The sequence below is a fragment of the Aquidulcibacter sp. genome (genome assembly GCF_049239865.1).
Lineage (GTDB): Bacteria > Pseudomonadota > Alphaproteobacteria > Caulobacterales > Aquidulcibacteraceae > Aquidulcibacter.
On the sequence record NZ_JBMLTR010000191.1, the window covers coordinates 1 to 17,695 of the forward strand.

Below are 17,695 nucleotides of genomic sequence, written 5' to 3' on the forward strand. Positions count from 1 at the left end.
GGCCCACTTCATTTGGCGCATACCACGCGCCCCGGCCCCTCTTTATGGTGCACCCTCGCGAGGTTTTCTTGGCGGGGCTATGGGTGTGGGAGCCTCGAACCGCAGTTGAGGGTTTCCCCTGACACAATAAAACTCTAGGTCTGACCCCATGGTTGGACTGATTGATCGCGATAGCCGGGTGTGGGCCGTTTTGGGCCCGACCAATACGGGCAAGACCCATTTGGCGGTGGAGCGTATGCTGGGCCATCCCACGGGCATGATCGGTTTGCCGCTGCGTCTTTTAGCGCGCGAAGTCTATGATCGCATCGTTAAGCAAAAAGGAGTCGGCCACGTCGCGTTGGTGACGGGGGAGGAGCGGATTGTGCCAGCCTCTGCGCGCTATTTTGTCGCCACGGTGGAGGCCATGCCGCTAGACCGGCCCTTTTCCTTTATTGCCATCGACGAAATCCAACTCTGTGCCGATCCCGATCGCGGGCATATCTTTACCGACCGTCTATTGCGTGCGCGCGGCCAAGCCGAGACGATGTTCCTAGGCTCGGACACCATGCGGCCCATGATCCGCGCCATGATCCCGGGCATTGAGATTGAGCGGCGCGAGCGCTTGTCGACCTTGAGCTATACGGGCGTGAAAAAGATTACCAAGCTGGCCCGGCGCAGTGCCATCGTCGCCTTCAGCCAGGAAGAAGTCTATGCCATCGCCGAACTGATCCGCCGTCATAAGGGCGGCGCGGCGGTTGTGATGGGGGCGTTGAGCCCGCGCACCCGCAATGCGCAAGTCGCGCTCTATCAATCTGGAGAAGTCGATTTTCTCGTTGCCACCGATGCGATTGGCATGGGCCTCAATATGGATGTCGACCATGTGGCGTTTGCCAGTCTGTCGAAGTTTGATGGCCGCAGGCACAGGCCGTTGCGTGCCGATGAGATCGCTCAAATTGCCGGCCGCGCGGGCCGCTTTCGCACCGATGGCACGTTTGGTGAAACCGCTGATTGCCCAGACCTCGATGCCGAGACGATTGAACGGGTGGAGGGTCATCAGTTTGAGCCGGTCGATGCCTTGGAATGGCGGACGTCGGACCTCGACTACCGCTCATGCCAAGCCTTGATTGCCTCACTCGAAGCGCCATCGCCACACCCCTCGCTCAAGCGGTCGCGCGGCGCGATTGATGAAGAGGCGTTTCGCCGCTTGGCGATTCTGGCGTGGGTCCAACCCCTCACGCGCTCTTCTGTGGGGGTGCGCCGCCTCTGGGACGCGTGTCAGCTACCCGATTTTCGCAAAGCGCCCCAAGATGAACATGTTCATCTGATTGAGGGATTGGCCGAACACCTGCTTAAGCCTAAAGGATTGATCCCATCTGATTGGTTCGCGCGTAGAGTAAATGAGCTCGACAGAACCGATGGTGATATTGAACAATTGCAACAAAGATTGGCAGCAATCCGCACTTGGACCTATGTCGCGAACCGATCTGACTGGGTTGATGAAAATAGACACTGGCAAGGCCAAACACGGGTGATAGAAGACCGTCTATCTGATACACTCCACGAGCGCTTAATGCAGCGCTTCATTGATAAGCGTACCTCCGCCCTGTTGAAGGGCCTCAAACGGGAAAATGCCATGGAAGTTGACGTGAATGAAACCGGCGAAGTGACAGTGGAAGGCCATGCAATTGGCCGCCTCGTCGGTTTGCGCTTTCAGGCAGATCCGCAAGCCTCAGGTCTTGAAGAACGCGCCGTGAAGAATGCCGCGTTCCAAGCCTTGCGGCCTGAACTCACACGTCGTCTCGAAGCAATCGCGACAGGTGGCATCAATGACTTTGTGCTGTCAGATCTGGGCGTGATTATTTGGCGCGGCGATGAGATTGCCAAGCTGATGGGCCGCCAGCCCTTGTTGAAGCCAAAGGCCGTGATGATTGGCGGCGAGCTGGCCCCAGAAGATGTGATGAAGCGCGCCCAAGAGCGGCTCGACAATTGGTTGCTCGAAATTGTGGCGCGGGACTTGGTGCCTCTGAAGGCTTTGGCCGAAGCGGCCGAAGGTGAGAGCTTGAAGGGCTTGGCTCGGGGTGTGGCTTATCGGGTTGCCGAAGCCGGTGGCGTGATGGACCGGACTGAGCTCGATGCCGACATCAAGCAATTGTCGCAAGATGATCGCAAAGCCCTTCGTGCCGTGGGCTTGCGTTTTGGCCGTGCCAATATTTATGCGCCAGCCCTCCTAAAGCCGCGGCCTGCACGCTTACATGCTTTGTTTGCCTTCTTCGCAGGCGGTGGCGATCCTGCCGTCAGCGCACCTTTCTTGCCGCCTTTGGGGGTGACAAGCTTTACCTTGACCAGCCCTGTGGAGGCCAAGCCCTTGGCAGCGGCTGGCTTCCGCGCCTTTGGCCAACGCGCTGTGCGGCTGGATATTGTCGACCGGATTGCCGACGCTTTGTTTGAAGCGGCTGAAGCAGCCAAAGGGCCTTGCGTGTTCCCCGCTGTCATCGTGTCGCTGCTGGGGGCCTCCAACGAAGATGCCGAAGCCGTCGTAGAAGCTTTGGGCTGGGAGAAGTTTGAGACCACCCGGCCTGTAAAGCCAGTTGAAGCTGTTGCCGTTGACCTCGTTACCGAGGCGGCCAGTGAGGCTGAAGTCAATGAAGGCGGCACGCCCGATGTCGAACCGGCGCCCGATGCAGAGCCTGACACAGGCGTGGAGCCTGTTGTTGAGGCAACGCCAGAAGTTGCTGAAGCGCCCGAAGTCTTAGAAGCCGCAGAAGTCGGCGAGCCTGCAACGATGGAAACCGTCACTTTGTGGCGGCGGAAACGGGCCAAGCCGCCGCGCACCGATCAGCGTCCGTTCAAGCGCGGCACTCCCAATCGCGCGCCCAACCCCCGCCCACAAGGGCAAGCCGCGACCGAGTCCGCACCCCGTGAACCGCGTCCACCCCGTCCTGAGGGTCAACGTCCCGCGCAAGGTGAGCGTCGCGATGGCAATCGCCCGCCACGCGAAGGTGGATTTAAGCGGCCAGATAGTGGCCGTCCGCCGCATCGCAATGGGGAAGGTCGCAGCTTTGCGGCTGCCCCACCGCGTCCGAATTCCGGTGGTGGCACGGTTGATCCGAACAACCCATTTGCCGTCTTGGCCGCTTTGAAGTTGACGGCAGAACCCGCCAAGTCAGCTAAAGGCGGACAGTCGTCTAAAAAGCATAAGGGCAAGAAGCCGCAAAAAGGCGGTGGTGGTGGTCAGCCCGCGCCTGTCGTGGAGCCGCAATCTGAATGAGTGAGGAGGCCGATCGCGCCCGGCTAGACGTTTGGCTGTGGCGCGCCCGCTTTTTTAAGACCCGCAGCTTGGCGACGGAATTCGTCTCTCGCAAAGGGGTGCGCCTCGCACGGGGCGGTTTGGCCGTCCGCAAGATTGACAAGCCCGGCTATACGATCGCGCCAGGGGATGTTTTGGCTTTCGCCATTGCAGGTCACCCCTTCCATGTAGAAATTCTCGCTCTAGGTGTGAGGCGAGGGCCTGCATCGGAAGCTGTTCTGCTCTATAATACCGCAATCAGCCGGGACGAGGTTGACCTTTCGGGTCAGCGCGGTCACATCGGCGCCGAAAAACTGTTGAGGAGCCACCGCTAGGACCATGACCTACATCGTGACTGACGCCTGCGTGAAGTGCAAATATATGGATTGTATCGAAGTGTGTCCCGTAGATTGCTTCTACGAAGGCGAGAACTTCTTGGTGATCCACCCTGACGAATGCATCGATTGCGGGGTGTGTGAGCCTGAGTGCCCCGTGGATGCGATCAAGCCTGACACGGAAGATGAGCCAGACGGCAAGTGGCTGAAGGTCAATTCCGACTATGCCAAGATTTGGCCCAACATCACTGTGAAGGGCGAGCCGCCAGCGGACCGCGATGACTTTGCTAAAGAAGACGGCAAGTTTGAGAAATATTTCTCGCCCAATCCCGGCGAAGGCAATTAAGCGGCGGGCCTAAATTTTCGCCCAAGAGAAGGTCGCGAGGCCTTTGGAGTTCGTCTGATGAGTTGGTCCAAAACCTATGACGGCGCAGAGCCGATGCGCGTCAATAAATGGATGGGCCAAACGGGCGTGTGCTCGCGGCGCGAAGCTGAAGCTTTGATTGACGCGGGCCTTGTCTCCATCGATGGCGAAACCGTCGCTGATATGGGCCGCAAGATCCAGCCCGGCCAAACTTTGACGATTGCTGAAGCCGGCAAGTCCCAACTCGACAATCGCTTCTCCATCGTCATCAACAAGCCGCCAGGTATCGTCTCGGCCCATCCTGAGCCGGGACAAGTTCCGGCGATCCGCTTGCTCACGGCCGAAAATCTGGTCGGCACGTCCGAGATCATTCCCGATGATGAGATGAGCTTGGCACCTGTCGGCCGCTTAGACATGGATTCGCGCGGCCTGCTGGTGCTCTCTGAAGATGGTGTCCTAGCCAAAGCCTTGATCGGCCCCCAATCTGGCCTTGAGAAGGAATATCTTGTTGCCATTGAAGGCATCATCACTGACTGGGCCTTGGAAAAGCTGCGCTATGGGCTGGTGCTCGACGGTCGCCAGCTCAAGCCTGCCGTGGTTGAAGTGATTGGCCGCTACCGTTTGCGCTTCATTCTGACTGAGGGCCGTAACAGGCAAATCCGGCGGATGTGCGAGGCGGTGGGCCTCTATGTGGTCGATCTGTGTCGGATCCGGATCGGCACCTTGACGCTGGGTGACTTGCCCGAGGGCAAGTGGCGTCTGTTGACCGCTTCCGAACGTCAGGGCCTGATTGGCGGCACCCAGACGACCGTAGCAAGTTAGCCCAGAGGTAACGTCCGAGGCTGTCGCATCCTGCGCGCTTCACTTTCTGAAACATTTATGATATATAAACGGGGCTGGTGCAGTCCTGCACAGCATTCTCTGGTGGACCCCAGCCTTACGAAGCAAACAGACACAACATCGTAACGATCTTTTTTAGGAAAGCGCGTGGCGGTGCAAGTAGCTTTTTGTCTCTGGCGGGCTGGCATGGTGCGAGGGTGAGTTCGCGATGAGCGACGTTAAGAAGATAACATTCCAAATTGGTGACTATGTGGTTTATCCAGCGCATGGCGTTGGCCGGATCACGGGGATCGAATCCCAAACGGTAGCAGGCATGAGCCTGGAAGTTTTCGTCATTGCGTTTGATCAAGACAAAATGACTCTGCGCGTTCCAACGTCGAAAGTGAAAACGGGCGGCCTGCGGGCCTTGTCTGGCCCTTCCATTATGGACGACGCTTTAAAGACCTTGACCGGCCGTGCGCGCATCAAACGCGCGATGTGGAGCCGTCGCGCCCAAGAATATGAAGCGAAGATCAATTCGGGTGACCTGATTTCAATCGCCGAAGTGGTTCGCGATCTTCATCGTGCAACCGACCAGCCAGAGCAATCCTATTCTGAGCGGCAATTGTATGAATCTGCCCTCGACCGCATGGCCCGTGAAGTGGCTGCGATCGAAAGCGTCAACCGCGAAGAGGCCATCAAGAAATTGACCGGCACTTTGGCAACCCGCGCCGCTTAAGCGACATTCTTCTTTGAAGATCAAAAGATCCCGGTTGGTTGGTCCAGCCGGGATTTTTTGTGGCTGGGCTGTGTATGGGCCGACAACCGCTTTTGATCCAGTGAGTGCCCAAGCTTGATTTGCTTTGGAACGTTTCAAGGGCAAGCTGCGCTATCCTTGACTCCTCCTCTTGCGCGCAAACGCACTGGAACGCGGCCTTTGCGTAGGCATCGCCTGCTGCAAAGGCCTTCCAAGTGAAATGGCCTTCAAGCTCAGCCCCCCCCCACCAACGACCCAATCTATCCACCCCCACGGGAAGTGCCCTTAGCATCAGCGCAATTTCGAACGCTTACCTGGCCGAGACCAGCCAACCTACTTTCATATGGGCAACTTCTTGATCGCTCTCATTGCTCAGCGTTACATCGACTTGAAAGCGGACTTTGCCGTCCGAGGTCAAGCGCGCCAGAAGGTCGGCGGCGGGTTCGCTGGTTTTTGCTTTTGCCGTGATCGTGCCCTTGGCGATCTTCACATACTCAATCGACGCATCGGTCGCGATGGGGCGCACTTGCAGCAGCTGTTCGACAAAAGCACCACTCATGGCAGCACCCGATGCGGCTTCGCCCAAAGTGAACAAGGCCCCCGCGTGCATGCTGGCGATATGATTATTAACTTCGGGGCGTTGCTCAAGGCTGGCTGTAGCCGCACCCGCCCCAAGGTCGAGTATCGTAACCCCCGTTGTCGTGGCAAAGGGCACAGCGCTGCCGAGGTGAGTTTTGATCATGTCATACATAGCTTTTTCTCCTAAATGTATCCAATGGATACATTTGAGCTACATCGGCTGTCAAGGCGGTTGTCAGGCGCGCGGGCTGGCTTAAAGATGGGTTGATCATGCCAAAGTCCGACTCAGACCAGCCCTATCATCATGGCTCCTTAAAAGAGGCGGCGCTGGCGGCCGTGGTTGCGCGCCTGCGCAAGGGCGAGGAGGAATTGCCAACCGTGCGCGAATTGGCAGCCGAAATCGGGGTTAGTCACCGGGCCCTCTACCGCTATTTTGCCGACAAGGATGCGCTAAAGCAGGCTGTCGCGGCTGAAGGGTTTGCCCTCTTGGCCGGGAGGATTCCTGTTGGAGCCGATCTTACCGCCTTGTCGGTCATCGACGGCTTTCTGCGCTTTGCCTTTGATGAGCCTAGTCTCTACCGCTTGATGTTCTCGCTGCGCTCAACTGCGCTGTTAGCCGAGCCTGTGCCCGGCCCGCAGGTCCGCCGTGTGATTGCCTTGGCAACACAAGCTTTTGACGACGGGGCAGGGGAAGAGGCCGTGCGCAATCGTGTCTTCTCCGCCTGGGGTTTGGCGCACGGCCTATTCGACTTATGGCGCGCGGGGGCGTTACGCGCCGCATCCCCCGATCTGGCTTATGATTTTATCCGCGCCCGCATCTTGGAGAGTGGGTTGGTGGATTGAGGGGGGGGGCGCTGAACTGCCATTAAATGTGCTGAAACACCCCTTCACCGGCTTCGCCGGAGCTTCCCCATAAATGGGGAAGCGGCAGCGGGAGCAGTTGAGCCTCCCGCTTCCCCACTTGTGGGGTATCGGCGTATACGCCGATGTGTCCCGAAGGGACTGAAGGGGCTTCATTTCCACAATGTCATCGCTGCCAGAGCGCCTGCTGAGAGCGAAAATTCGATTTCCGCTTGCAATATGATCACAAAGTGATATCATATTGATACTGAGAAGAGGAGTTTGAGATGTCTCGGACTGAAATTAACCGCACGGTGGAACGTCCCACCTTGTCTTTGCCCGGCGTGCCCTTGTTTCTGGCATTTGTGCTGGCGATTGCTTTTTCGATTTATCTGTTTGTAACTGGGGCGGGCGATACTTATTTCGGCGCAGCCATTATTCTGATCGGTTTAGGTTCTGTCGGCATGGGTGGCTTTTATTCCATCCAGCCCAATGAGGCGGTGGCGATTTTGCTGTTTGGTGCCTATCGTGGCACCGACCGCGCAACCGGTTTGCGCTGGGTTTGGCCTTGGTTGACGCGCAAGAAAATATCGATGCGCGTTCGCAACGTCACGTCCGACAAGCTGAAAGTGAATGACAAGGACGGCAATCCAATTGAAATCGCCGCCAATGTCGTCTGGCGCGTGCAGGACTCGGCACAAGCCTTGTTTGACGTCGATGATTATGAGCGCTTTAGCCGGATTGAGATTGATACGGCCTTGCGCGATATCGCCGCCCATTATTCTTATGACCATGCGGCAGAGGGCGAGCTGACCCTACGCGGTCACGCCGAAGACGTGGCGACCTTATTGGGCCAGCGCTTGAACCAGCGCTTGGCAGTCGGCGGGATGGCGGTTGATGAAGCCCGTATCTCGCACCTTGCCTATGCCACCGAAATTGCCGGTGCCATGTTGAAGCGTCAGCAAGCCCAAGCGATTCTGGCCGCCCGCCAATTGATCGTGATGGGTGCCGTCGGCATGGTGGAAAGCGCGCTGGAGCAATTGTCGGCTCGGGGTGTTGTCACCTTGGACGAGGAACGCAAGGCTCAGATGGTCTCGAACCTTTTGGTCGTGCTTTGCGCCGACCGTGAGGCTCAACCCGTCGTCAACGCTGGCACGCTCTATTAAGGCGGGGTGAGGAATGGCCGCCAAGCCCCGTAAGCCGTTTCTATTGCGCATCAGCCCTCAGGTGCTGAGCGCGGTAGAACGGCTGGCGGCTGCTGAGTTTCGCTCGGCCAATGTTCAAGTTGAAGTGCTGCTGCGCGAAGCCTTGGCCAAGCGCGGCATCGCAATGAAGCCAGAGGACGCGCCAGAGAGTACGCCAGAGGATGAAAGCTAGTTCACCACTTTTTTACAAAAATGACGTATGCGTCACTTTACGAGCCTGCGACATTTTGTTAGAGACCGTTTATGACTGAAACTCTCCTCTCCCGTATCGGCTATGACTTTGGTGCAGCAGCGCGTGGCATTGGCCGCTTGCTGAATAATAAAGAAGACACCAAAGCCGTTTTTGAAATCATGCGTGCGCTGTCTGGCCGTTCGATCCCGAATGGCTATGCGCGCCTGCTTCGCTCGGCTGAAGGCGGTCGCATCGCCTATGACAGGGTGGAGTTGCAGCCCATTTTGGATGACCATGAGACTTTGGCCAAACTGCCTGAAGGCAGTGTTGGTCGCGCCTATCTGGCCTTTGTGCAGGGGCGTAAAATCTCGGCCGAAGGCTTGGCTGAAGAGAGCCGCGCAACCGGTGATGAAATCGACTCGCTGCATCCTTTTGCTTGGTATGGCCGTCGCATGCGTGATGTGCACGATTTGTGGCACGTCCTCAGCGGCTATCAAACCGATGCTTTGGGCGAGGCGTGCGTGGTCTCGTTTTCCTTCCCGCAAACCCGGTCTTTGGGCTTTGCGCTGATTGGCTTTGCCGCTGGGCGTGAGCTTCAGCGTCTCTTGCCTGGACGGCCCGTGTTTAAGGCGGTTTGGCAGGCCTATCAGAATGGTCGCAAGGCCGCTTGGTTGCCGGTCCAGCATTATGAGCGTCTGTTGGCAGAACCTTTGGATGCCGCGCGTAAGCGCTTGAACATCTCAGCGCCAACTTATTATCTGGAAATCCCAGCCAGCGAACGCGATGGCATTCCAGCGAACCTCAAAGGCGGGGTTGTGGCCGCTTAACGCGGCCACAAGCGCTTTTCGCTTAGGCGACCCGAACGCGGTGTGCCGCTTCTGGCAAGTCTGCGCCAAAGCAACGTTGATAGAATTCAGCCACGGTTGGCCGCTCTAGCTCGTCACACTTGTTCAAGAAGGTGAGGCGGAAGGCCAGTCCAACATCTTCAAAGATATCGGCATTCTGCGCCCAAGTGATCACGGTACGTGGACTCATGACGGTTGAGATATCGCCGTTCATGAACGCATTGCGTGTCATATCGGCAACGCGCACCATCTTGCCCAATTCCGCGCGCTTGACAGGGTCGGTCTCGCCCAACTTAGCGGCCACGATGTCGGTCTCAACGTCGTGGTCGAGATAATTGAGCGTGGTGACGATTGACCAACGGTCCATCTGGCCTTGGTTAATCTGTTGGGTGCCGTGATAGAGGCCCGTTGTGTCGCCCAGACCAATGGTGTTGGTGGTGGCGAACAGGCGGAAAGCTGGATGTGGCTTGATCACTTTGTTTTGGTCTAACAAGGTCAAACGGCCAGAGGCTTCCAAAACGCGCTGGATCACGAACATCACATCGGGGCGGCCGGCGTCATATTCGTCAAACACCAAGGCGACATTGCGCTGCAGCGCCCAAGGCAGAATGCCTTCGCGGAATTCGGTGATCTGTTTGCCGTCTTTGAGCACGATGGCGTCCTTGCCGACCAGATCGATGCGGCTGACATGGCTGTCGAGATTGACGCGCACCAAAGGCCAGTTCAGGCGGGCAGCGACTTGCTCAATATGGGTCGACTTGCCCGTGCCGTGATAGCCCTGGATCATCACCCGACGATTATGGGCAAAGCCCGCCAGAATGGCGCGGGTGGTTTGAGGATCAAACTTATAGGTCGGATCCAGTTCGGGGACATATTCGTTGGACTGGCTGAAAGCTGGAACCGTCAGCTGGGAAGCGAAACCAAAAACGTTTTCGACCGAAACAGTCGTGTCAGGCAGAGCGGCAGTCAATGTATCAGTCATGGTCGTTATCAGGTCCTCTTAAGGTCTTGTTTGAGGATCAGACGCGCGCCGTCAAGCATGCATTTCTGTTCGAACTGCTGACATGGTGCGCTGTGACATTTTTGCGAGGGATTTTGGCAGGTGTTGGGGGCTTCCAGCCGGGCCTGTCGTCCCCGCCAGAGCATTAGCGGAGAGCGGGGACCTCAGGGGACTTTGCGGCAGGAGGTCCCGGATCGGCTTCGCCGTCCGGGATGACAACAACAAGTCTTAAGCGCGACGCGCGGTCTTGAGAACCTTATAGGCCTTGACCACCGCATTGAGGCGGGTTTCCGCACTTCTATCCCCCCCGTTTGAGTCTGGGTGATACTGTCGGACAAGGGCGGCATAGGTACTGCGAACTTTGGCGCGATCGGCATGAGCATCAAGACCCAGCGTATCGAGCGCTTTAAGGACCGGCGCTGTTGGTCGTGTATCTGGGCTATCAGGCGCTGCCCGGCCGGTTGCACGACGGCTCGCCAAGGGGTCTTTCGGGTCTTCACCTGTCGCCGCTTTTTTATAGACGTGGGCGTCTGGGGAATTCGCGCTGGCCCGGAATGTCCAAGTCGGTCTGCCACCATGAGAGGCGGCGTCACGATGCGCGCGCGCATCATCTTCGGTCATGCCCTCGAAGAAGTTCCAGTTCTTATTGTAGAGCGCCGCGTGCTTCTCGCAGAAATGCCAGATCTCGCCCGGATTATCGCGGCTTTTGGGCGCGCGACAGGTCGCTTCGGCCCCACATCCATCGTGCTCGCACATTTGGACATCGGGGTTTACTTTGACAACCGGTGGCTTTCGCACCCGAATGTCCACAAATTTAGGGCGGTAGGAGAATGAATCTGTCATGAGGGTCCTAATATGCGTTTGACTGCCGCTACAGACAAGGACGAATGACCGATGGGACCCGTGCAAATACAGATGCGAAAAAAGCTGACCGAGGCCTTTACGCCCTTAGTGCTTGAAATCTTGGACGAAAGTGCAAGCCATGCCGGCCACGCTGGAGCCGCCGTTCATGCGGCAAAGCAAGGTGGATCCGCGACGGGCATTGGCGAGACCCACTTTTCGGTCACCATTGTCAGCGCCGCTTTTGCCGGCCTAAACCGAGTGGCCCGCCAGCGCGCCATCTATCAGGTTTTGGCCGAAGAGCTGGCCGGGCCTGTCCATGCTTTAGCGCTGAAGGCTGATGCGCCGGCTTAAGTGCTTAGTCGGCGCGGTCGCGGGCTTCAAACACGGGTTCTGGCTTGATGAAGGGCGCGGTCTCATCCTCCCCCGCCGCGTTGGCGACTTGGTCTGATGACGGCAAAAACCGCGATAGGATCAAGAGCCCTAAAACAGCGGAGATCACTGAGCCCGCATACACGCCAAGCCGTGTTGGGGTAGCAAGGCTTGGGTCCTTAAAGGCCAAGGCCCCGATAAACAGGCTCATGGTAAAGCCAATGCCCGCAACGCAAGCCACGCCTACCATTTGTGGAAAGGTGCCCGGAAGCTTTGCCCGCATCACCTTGGCGGCCGCAAAGCCGCTGAGCGCGATGCCAATAGGCTTGCCCAGCACAAGGCCAAGAGCAGCGCCCAAGGTCACGGGATGGGTCAGATATTTCTCAGCCCCCGCCAGATCGACGCCCGCATTGGCAAAGGCAAACACAGGCATAATGCCAAACAGCACCCAAGGCCTGAAGTCATGCTCCGCCTCGTGCAGCGGGGATTTATCGTGGCGGTCGCGCATTGGCACACAGGCGGCAACCAGTACGCCCGCAATCGTGCCACTCACGCCACTTTGGTGCATGAACACCCAGAGAACGACACCGATCAGGACATAAAGGCCGATCGAGCGGACTTTGAAGCGGTTCATGGCGATGAGAACGCCCAGAACCACAGCGGCTTGCACTAAATAATGGATATGGAGGGTTTCGGTGTAGAAAAAGGCCACAATTACGATCGCGCCCAAATCATCCACCACAGCAACTGCCAGCAAAAAGGCCTTTAGGGCAGGGGGGACGCGATTACCCAAGAGGGACAGAACGCCCAGAGCGAAAGCAATGTCGGTGGCAGCAGGGATCGCCCAGCCATGGCCAAAGCCTGCAGGTGCGGCGAAGAACAAAAAGATTAAGGCCGGGATCGCCATGCCGCCTGCGGCACTAACAATCGGCAGTATCGCAGCAGCGGGATTGGACAATTGGCCTTCCAACAACTCCCGCTTGAGCTCAAGACCGACAAAAAAGAAGAAAATCGCCATCAGACCATTCTTGATCCAATAGGAGAATTTCATCTCGATCCCGCCGCCTGTTGGCCCGACTGTCACCTTGGTGTCCAAAATTGCGTGATAGAGGCCAGCTAAGGGGGAGTTCACCACAATCATCGCCGCGATGGCTGCGGCAACCAGCAGCGCGCCCGGCACGGCTTCTTGTGGCAGGAATCCAAAATATTTGGCGTCAGAGGACGTGCTGGCCATGATAACTCCTTAGAAACCCGTGCAAGGTCTCACGCAATCGAGATCAAGAACGACGTATAGGCCACAAATCCAGCGAGGAATACAAACCCTTCCCAGCGCATGAGTTTAAGGCCGGAGCGAGCAAAGAAAACCAGGAGGGCGGTGGTTGCCAGCAGCACCCAAATGTCAAACTGGATGATCTGTTTCGGGATCTCAATCGGCTTGACCAAGGAGGTGGCCCCAAGGACGAATAAGACGTTGAAGATATTGGAGCCGACAATATTGCCGTAAGCCACATCGGCATGCTTACGAAAGGCTGCCGTGATTGAGGTTACGAGTTCCGGCATGGATGTGCCCACGGCAACGACGGTGAGGCCGATAATCGTATCAGAAACGCCAAAACCTTTGGCCAGATCAACAGCACCATTGACGAAGAAACGCGCACCAAAAATCGTGATCGCAATCCCGCCGACGGCTAAAGCTAAGGGCAGGAGAATGCCCTTAGGGCCTTTGGGCACATCTTCAACGCGGTGCTCTAAAACCACGGCGGCTTCGTCAGGATGCTGCTTCTCTTGCCGATAGACGAAATAGACATAACCAAACAGCGAGAGAATGAAGAGGATGCCTACCCAAGCTGGCATAAAGCCAACCAGTACCACGGCGAGCAGCGCAAAACTGGAAAGGATCAGCACGATAATGTCGCGCTTGAAGCCTTTTGGATCAATCACCAAAGGATAGATCACGGCCGACGCGCCAAGTATCAGAAGGACGTTGGCAATATTGGACCCGACGACATTGCCAACCGCGATCCCGGGTGAGCCTTCCATGGCAGCGGTGACACTGGTGACAAGTTCCGGCGTCGAGGTGCCAAAGCCAACCAAGGTCAAACCAATCAGCAGAGGCGATACGCCCATGCTTTTTGCCGCCGTCACCGAACCACGGACCAAAAGATCACCGCCAATGACCAACATGACCAAACCAATAGCCAAAGAGATTGCGATATCCATCACGGTGCCTTCCATCTAACAACTGGCAGGTTCAAAGCGGTATGCCATTGCCGTCTCCATGACGGAGAGCTGTATGAGAGGCAATTAAATTCGCATGAATAGTCTGTGATTCAAAAGTGACAATGCTGTTGTTTGTCCATGCTCTTATTGCACCAAAGCCCGCGTGGCGTTACGTTTAGGCCATGTTTCAAGCGCAGCCACCCTTTCCTGTTCCGCTCAAACGGACCGTGGCGCTGGTTGGCCTCATGGGGGCGGGGAAGTCGTCGGTTGGACGCCGCCTCGCCGCGCATTTGAATGTCCCGTTCAAAGACGCCGATGATGAGATCGTGATTGCCGCGGGCAGGCCGATTGCTGATATCTTTGCCGAGCGCGGTGAGGATGAGTTTCGGGCCGGTGAACGGCGGGTGATTGCCCGCATACTAGAAGAGCCACCTCATATTTTGGCGACGGGCGGTGGGGCCTTTATGAACCCCGTCACGCGTGTGATGCTGCGCCAGCGGGCTACGACTGTCTGGTTGCGCGCGGATTTGGAGACTTTGGTCAAGCGCGTGTCGCGCCGCGATGATCGCCCCCTCCTACGCGCAGGCGACCCGCGCGAAATCATGGAAAAATTGATGGAAGTACGCTATCCGACCTATGCTGAGGCAGACATAGTCGTGGAGTCCCGTGAAGGCCCACACCATATCACGGTCGATGCCGTCATCGCTGCACTGCGGGCGCATGGCGATTTGGAGAGCGTGGCGTGAAGCAAACCATTCAAGTGGCTTTGGATCAAAGGTCCTATGTTGTCGATATCGGCCGGGGTCTGTTGTCAGAAGCGGGCACCCTGATCCGCCCATTGATGAAGCGGCCGCGTGTGGCGATCATTGCGGATTCGACAGCTTGGGCACTGCATGGTGGGTTATTTTCGAAAAGCCTCACTGAAGCGGGTATCCAGTGGGATGTGATCGAGATCGCGCCCGGTGAGGGCAGCAAAAGCTTTGCCAGCCTCGAACGTGTCACCGAAGCGCTTTTGAAGCTCAATCTGGAGCGCTCTGACCTGATCATCGCCTTTGGCGGCGGCGTGACGGGGGATTTGACGGGTTTTGCCGCGGGCATCACCAAGCGGGGCATCGATTTTGTGCAGGTGCCCACCACCTTGCTGGCCCAAGTCGATTCCTCGGTCGGTGGTAAGACCGCGATCAATGCGAGTGCCGGCAAAAATCTGATCGGATTATTCTGGCAGCCACGTTATGTGCTGGCAGATTTGGACAGCCTGGCAACTTTGCCAGCGCGGGATCTGCGGGCCGGCTGGGCGGAAATTTTAAAGATTGGCCTTTTAGGCGATAGGGCCTTCTTCGACTGGTGTTTGGCGCATGCCCCGACAGCGCTGGCTGGCAATGTCGAGCATCTGGCCTACGCCATTGGTCAATCGGTACAAGCCAAAGCCCGCATTGTTGCTGAAGATGAGCGTGAAGCCGGGGTAAGGGCGCTACTCAATTTGGGCCATACATTTGGCCACGCGTTTGAAGCCATCGTCGGCTTTGACGAAAGCGTGCTGCGCCATGGTGAAGCGGTTGCGTGCGGCATGGCCATGGCGTTCCGCTTCTCCCATGCCCAAGGTCTCTGCCCGCACGAAGACGTCCTCTTGGCTGAGCGGGCTTTGGCCGCAGCCGGGCTTGCCCATCTGCCAAGCCTGTTGCCCGGCGGCCCGTGGCAACCTGATGCGCTGTTTGAGGCCATGAGCCATGATAAGAAGAATGAGAATGGGGCGCTGACCCTGATTTTGACGCGCGGCATTGGCGCGGCCTTTGTACAAAAGGGCGTTGATGCCGAAGCCGTCCGTGCCTTTTTGAAAGAGGATGTTCAAAAATGACGATGGACCCCACGGTCATCGTAACCGCGATTTTGGTTGCTGTTTTGATTGCTTTATCGGCCTTTTATTCTGCCGCCGAAACGTCGATCACCTCTTCGTCCCGCGCGCGGATGTTTCAGCTTGAGAAGGAAGGCGACCGAGGGGCTGCTCGCGTCAATCGCCTCATTCAGAACCCAGACCGTTTGATCGGCTCCCTGCTTTTGGGCAATAACTTTCTCAACACTTTGGCGGGTGCGTTGACGACGGCGCTTTTGGTACAATTGTTCGGCCAAGCGCCCACGACGATTGCCATCGCAACGGCGTTGGTGACGGCGATTGTTTTGATCTTTGCCGAAGTCATGCCCAAGACCTTTGCCTTCTCATATCCAGAGGCGACGGCACGGTGGGTGTCGCTGCCGGTGCAATGGTCTGTCACGCTGTTGAGCCCGATTGTAACGGCGGTGCGCTGGATCGTGCGGGCGACACTGCAGATCTTTGGCGTCAAGCTCGACCGCGTCACCGATGAAGATGCAACGATGGAAGAAATTCGCGGCGCGATTGAACTCGGCAAGCACGAAGGCAGCGTGGAGAAGTCGGATCGGGACCGGGTTGCAGGCGTCCTTGATTTGGAAGAGCTCGACGTCTCAGACGTCATGATCCACCGCAAGAATATGAAGACGATTGATGTGGAATTGCCGCCACGCGAAATCGTCATGCAAGTGCTGCAGACCCAGCACTCGCGCCTGCCGCTCTATGAGGGTGATCAAGAAAATATCGTCGGGATTTTGCACGCCAAGGATTTGTTGCAAGCCATTGCCGACGCGCAAGGCGATCTGGATGCAATTGACCTGAAGGCCATCATTCGCCCGCCCTGGTTCGTGCCCGATACCACGACCTTGAAGGAACAATTAGAAGAATTCCTCAAGCGTCGCAGCCATGTCGCCTGTGTGGTCGATGAATATGGTGCGCTTCAAGGTCTCGTGACCTTGGAGGACATTTTAGAAGAAATCGTCGGCGATATTGTGGACGAGCATGATATTGCCATTCAAGGCGTGCGGCCGCAGCCAGATGGGTCAGTCAATGTGGATGGGGCTGTGCCTATTCGTGACCTTAATCGCGCCATGGACTGGGATTTGCCCGACGAGGAAGCTGTGACCATCGCCGGTCTTGTGATCCATGAGGCCCAAGCTATCCCCGATCCCGGCCAACGCTTTGCCTTCCACGGCTATCGCTTCCAGATCTTGCGCAAGCATCGCAATCAGATTTTGGCAATCCGCATCACGCCGGAAGTGGCCAGCGACAAGGAGTAAGGCGTCCAGTCATGGCGCAAAGAAAAAGGCCGTAAGCTTGCGCTTACGGCCTCTCGTTGTGACTTTAGAAGTCGTTCTTAGAAGGTGCGCTTCAACTGAACGACGCCCTTGCCTTCGAATGGCTTCAAGCCATCCACATCGGTGTCGGTGTAGAACAAGTCCACTGCCCAGCCGCTTTCAGTTGCAGCTGTCAAACCGACTTTCCAGTTGGTGTAGGATTCCAGGAGCAAGTTCTCTTCGAGATCCATCGTGCCGACCGAGGCATTTGCGGAAAGTGCAAATGGGCCAACTTTTGCGCCTGGGATTGGAGCCGACACAGCAGCTTCGTAATACCAGTAGGAAGGACCATCTTTGCCATATTCTGGCGAGTAGAAGATTGAACCGGTTAGCGAAACGCCAGACTCGCTGGCCACAGTACCAGCCAACTTGGCTTCATAAACCAAGAGGTTGCTCTCTTGTGGGTAGGTGTAGGCCAGAACGCCGATGTCCAAAGTGACAGGGCCGACTTGTGGCTTGTAGCCAGCATAGAGGTCGACTTCCAAATTGGCTTCGGTTCCGAAATCAACGTTCGACAACCAGGTGCCGACGTAGAAAGAGCCAGCCGACAGGTCCACACCGCCGAAAACTTGCGGCTGAGCGTCAAGGCTTTCGTCGAATGCTTGGGTCACGCCGCGGAATTGGTAGCTAGAAGCCACACCAATGTTCACGCTGGTGGTGGTTTCTTGAGCGGAAGCGACGGCGGGAGCGCCACAAACCAAGGCAGTTGCCAAAAGGAGTGCTTTAAGTTTCATTTTAGTCCCCTGTGGAAGCCGCGGAAGGTGCGACCCCTTGTAATTTACTTTCGCCTTTTTGGCGAAGTTCGAGCTTCGCCGCTATGACATCAGCGCAACACTTGGTTTGCAATCGCACTGAACATCTGGCGGACGCGATTAGTCGCG

Annotated in this window: 19 protein-coding genes; 13 read left to right on the plus strand and 6 right to left on the minus strand. The window is 57.1% G+C overall.

Annotated features, from left to right (window positions below; translation table 11 throughout):
- Window positions 1–148 precede the first annotated feature (148 nt).
- The 5 genes from ACOVRA_RS13360 to ACOVRA_RS13380 all read left to right on the plus strand — a co-directional run bounded on the left by ACOVRA_RS13360 (window position 149) and on the right by ACOVRA_RS13380 (window position 5,522).
- Window positions 149–3,247: a helicase-related protein gene (locus ACOVRA_RS13360; RefSeq protein ID WP_421720734.1), complete on the plus strand. Its 3,099-nt coding sequence runs from the start codon at window positions 149–151 to the stop codon at window positions 3,245–3,247.
- A complete protein-coding gene (locus ACOVRA_RS13365) occupies window positions 3,244–3,600 on the plus strand; it encodes an RNA-binding S4 domain-containing protein (RefSeq protein ID WP_290804623.1) in 357 nt (118 codons plus the stop codon). The genes ACOVRA_RS13360 and ACOVRA_RS13365 overlap by 4 nt, the downstream gene beginning before the upstream one ends.
- Before the next feature lie 4 nt (window positions 3,601–3,604).
- The gene (fdxA, locus tag ACOVRA_RS13370) at window positions 3,605–3,946 is read left to right on the plus strand and encodes a ferredoxin FdxA (RefSeq protein ID WP_290804621.1); all 342 of its coding nucleotides are present in this window, start codon (window positions 3,605–3,607) and stop codon (window positions 3,944–3,946) included.
- Between the two features lie 57 nt (window positions 3,947–4,003).
- A complete protein-coding gene (locus tag ACOVRA_RS13375; RefSeq protein WP_421720735.1) occupies window positions 4,004–4,786 on the plus strand; it encodes a pseudouridine synthase in 783 nt (260 codons plus the stop codon).
- A gap of 226 nt (window positions 4,787–5,012) precedes the next feature.
- Window positions 5,013–5,522, plus strand: a complete 510-nt coding sequence (locus tag ACOVRA_RS13380) for a CarD family transcriptional regulator (RefSeq protein ID WP_421720736.1) — start codon at window positions 5,013–5,015, stop codon at window positions 5,520–5,522.
- A gap of 328 nt (window positions 5,523–5,850) precedes the next feature.
- Here ACOVRA_RS13380 and ACOVRA_RS13385 read toward each other — a convergent pair whose 3' ends face one another.
- Window positions 5,851–6,291, minus strand: coding sequence for a YiiD C-terminal domain-containing protein (locus ACOVRA_RS13385; RefSeq protein WP_421720737.1), 441 nt, complete (start codon window positions 6,289–6,291; stop codon window positions 5,851–5,853).
- Window positions 6,292–6,389: 98 nt separating this feature from the next.
- Here ACOVRA_RS13385 and ACOVRA_RS13390 point away from each other — a divergent pair, with 98 nt between their 5' ends.
- From ACOVRA_RS13390 to ACOVRA_RS13405, 4 genes are all read left to right on the plus strand, one after another.
- A complete protein-coding gene (locus ACOVRA_RS13390) occupies window positions 6,390–6,962 on the plus strand; it encodes a TetR/AcrR family transcriptional regulator (protein ID WP_421720738.1) in 573 nt (190 codons plus the stop codon).
- A gap of 284 nt (window positions 6,963–7,246) precedes the next feature.
- On the plus strand, window positions 7,247–8,125 hold the full coding sequence (locus ACOVRA_RS13395) for an SPFH domain-containing protein (RefSeq protein ID WP_421720739.1): 879 nt from the start codon (window positions 7,247–7,249) through the stop codon (window positions 8,123–8,125).
- Between the two features lie 13 nt (window positions 8,126–8,138).
- A complete protein-coding gene (locus ACOVRA_RS13400) occupies window positions 8,139–8,336 on the plus strand; it encodes a hypothetical protein (protein ID WP_421720740.1) in 198 nt (65 codons plus the stop codon).
- A gap of 71 nt (window positions 8,337–8,407) precedes the next feature.
- Window positions 8,408–9,163 carry a Coq4 family protein gene (locus ACOVRA_RS13405; protein ID WP_290807224.1) on the plus strand — a complete coding sequence of 252 codons (756 nt, stop codon included), beginning with the start codon at window positions 8,408–8,410 and terminating at the stop codon, window positions 9,161–9,163.
- A 22-nt stretch (window positions 9,164–9,185) separates the two neighbouring features.
- On the opposite strand, the gene cobS is transcribed toward ACOVRA_RS13405, so the two are convergent.
- Together cobS and ACOVRA_RS13415 are read right to left on the minus strand one after the other, a co-directional pair.
- Window positions 9,186–10,163 (minus strand): cobaltochelatase subunit CobS, encoded by a 978-nt coding sequence (gene cobS, locus ACOVRA_RS13410; RefSeq protein ID WP_421720741.1) that lies wholly within the window; start codon window positions 10,161–10,163, stop codon window positions 9,186–9,188.
- A 246-nt stretch (window positions 10,164–10,409) separates the two neighbouring features.
- Window positions 10,410–11,024, minus strand: a complete 615-nt coding sequence (locus ACOVRA_RS13415; protein WP_290807220.1) for a J domain-containing protein — start codon at window positions 11,022–11,024, stop codon at window positions 10,410–10,412.
- A gap of 51 nt (window positions 11,025–11,075) precedes the next feature.
- On the opposite strand from ACOVRA_RS13415, the gene ACOVRA_RS13420 reads away from it, so the two are divergent.
- Window positions 11,076–11,375 carry a BolA family protein gene (locus ACOVRA_RS13420; RefSeq protein WP_421720742.1) on the plus strand — a complete coding sequence of 100 codons (300 nt, stop codon included), beginning with the start codon at window positions 11,076–11,078 and terminating at the stop codon, window positions 11,373–11,375.
- Between the two features lie 4 nt (window positions 11,376–11,379).
- On the opposite strand, the gene nhaA is transcribed toward ACOVRA_RS13420, so the two are convergent.
- Window positions 11,380–12,627 (minus strand): Na+/H+ antiporter NhaA, encoded by a 1,248-nt coding sequence (gene nhaA, locus ACOVRA_RS13425; RefSeq protein WP_421720743.1) that lies wholly within the window; start codon window positions 12,625–12,627, stop codon window positions 11,380–11,382.
- Between the two features lie 29 nt (window positions 12,628–12,656).
- Entirely contained in the window at window positions 12,657–13,613 is a 957-nt protein-coding gene (locus ACOVRA_RS13430) for a calcium/sodium antiporter (RefSeq protein WP_421720804.1), read from the minus strand.
- A gap of 182 nt (window positions 13,614–13,795) precedes the next feature.
- On the opposite strand from ACOVRA_RS13430, the gene ACOVRA_RS13435 reads away from it, so the two are divergent.
- From ACOVRA_RS13435 to ACOVRA_RS13445, 3 genes are read left to right on the plus strand one after another with little or no spacing between them, the layout of a single operon-like run.
- Window positions 13,796–14,359 (plus strand): shikimate kinase, encoded by a 564-nt coding sequence (locus ACOVRA_RS13435; RefSeq protein ID WP_298230523.1) that lies wholly within the window; start codon window positions 13,796–13,798, stop codon window positions 14,357–14,359.
- Complete coding sequence (gene aroB, locus ACOVRA_RS13440) at window positions 14,356–15,468, plus strand: 3-dehydroquinate synthase (RefSeq protein WP_421720744.1); 1,113 nt, start codon at window positions 14,356–14,358, stop codon at window positions 15,466–15,468. Before ACOVRA_RS13435 ends, aroB begins: the two co-directional genes overlap by 4 nt.
- On the plus strand, window positions 15,465–16,757 hold the full coding sequence (locus ACOVRA_RS13445; RefSeq protein ID WP_421720745.1) for an HlyC/CorC family transporter: 1,293 nt from the start codon (window positions 15,465–15,467) through the stop codon (window positions 16,755–16,757). The genes aroB and ACOVRA_RS13445 overlap by 4 nt, the downstream gene beginning before the upstream one ends.
- Before the next feature lie 77 nt (window positions 16,758–16,834).
- Here ACOVRA_RS13445 and ACOVRA_RS13450 read toward each other — a convergent pair whose 3' ends face one another.
- Window positions 16,835–17,548 carry a TorF family putative porin gene (locus ACOVRA_RS13450; protein ID WP_421720746.1) on the minus strand — a complete coding sequence of 238 codons (714 nt, stop codon included), beginning with the start codon at window positions 17,546–17,548 and terminating at the stop codon, window positions 16,835–16,837.
- Between the last annotated feature and the right edge of the window lie 147 nt (window positions 17,549–17,695).

Bases quoted from the DNA above. Each gene is read 5' to 3' on its own strand.
- ACOVRA_RS13360 (WP_421720734.1), top strand. From the start codon at position 149: ATGGTTGGACTGATTGATCGCGATAGCCGGGTGTGGGCCGTTTTGGGC.
- ACOVRA_RS13365 (WP_290804623.1), top strand. From the start codon at position 3,244: ATGAGTGAGGAGGCCGATCGCGCCCGGCTAGACGTTTGGCTGTGGCGC.
- fdxA (WP_290804621.1), top strand. From the start codon at position 3,605: ATGACCTACATCGTGACTGACGCCTGCGTGAAGTGCAAATATATGGAT.
- ACOVRA_RS13375 (WP_421720735.1), top strand. From the start codon at position 4,004: ATGAGTTGGTCCAAAACCTATGACGGCGCAGAGCCGATGCGCGTCAAT.
- ACOVRA_RS13380 (WP_421720736.1), top strand. From the start codon at position 5,013: ATGAGCGACGTTAAGAAGATAACATTCCAAATTGGTGACTATGTGGTT.
- ACOVRA_RS13385 (WP_421720737.1), bottom strand. From the start codon at position 6,291: ATGTATGACATGATCAAAACTCACCTCGGCAGCGCTGTGCCCTTTGCC.
- ACOVRA_RS13390 (WP_421720738.1), top strand. From the start codon at position 6,390: ATGCCAAAGTCCGACTCAGACCAGCCCTATCATCATGGCTCCTTAAAA.
- ACOVRA_RS13395 (WP_421720739.1), top strand. From the start codon at position 7,247: ATGTCTCGGACTGAAATTAACCGCACGGTGGAACGTCCCACCTTGTCT.
- ACOVRA_RS13400 (WP_421720740.1), top strand. From the start codon at position 8,139: ATGGCCGCCAAGCCCCGTAAGCCGTTTCTATTGCGCATCAGCCCTCAG.
- ACOVRA_RS13405 (WP_290807224.1), top strand. From the start codon at position 8,408: ATGACTGAAACTCTCCTCTCCCGTATCGGCTATGACTTTGGTGCAGCA.
- cobS (WP_421720741.1), bottom strand. From the start codon at position 10,163: ATGACTGATACATTGACTGCCGCTCTGCCTGACACGACTGTTTCGGTC.
- ACOVRA_RS13415 (WP_290807220.1), bottom strand. From the start codon at position 11,024: ATGACAGATTCATTCTCCTACCGCCCTAAATTTGTGGACATTCGGGTG.
- ACOVRA_RS13420 (WP_421720742.1), top strand. From the start codon at position 11,076: ATGGGACCCGTGCAAATACAGATGCGAAAAAAGCTGACCGAGGCCTTT.
- nhaA (WP_421720743.1), bottom strand. From the start codon at position 12,627: ATGGCCAGCACGTCCTCTGACGCCAAATATTTTGGATTCCTGCCACAA.
- ACOVRA_RS13430 (WP_421720804.1), bottom strand. From the start codon at position 13,613: ATGGATATCGCAATCTCTTTGGCTATTGGTTTGGTCATGTTGGTCATT.
- ACOVRA_RS13435 (WP_298230523.1), top strand. From the start codon at position 13,796: ATGTTTCAAGCGCAGCCACCCTTTCCTGTTCCGCTCAAACGGACCGTG.
- ACOVRA_RS13445 (WP_421720745.1), top strand. From the start codon at position 15,465: ATGACGATGGACCCCACGGTCATCGTAACCGCGATTTTGGTTGCTGTT.
- ACOVRA_RS13450 (WP_421720746.1), bottom strand. From the start codon at position 17,548: ATGAAACTTAAAGCACTCCTTTTGGCAACTGCCTTGGTTTGTGGCGCT.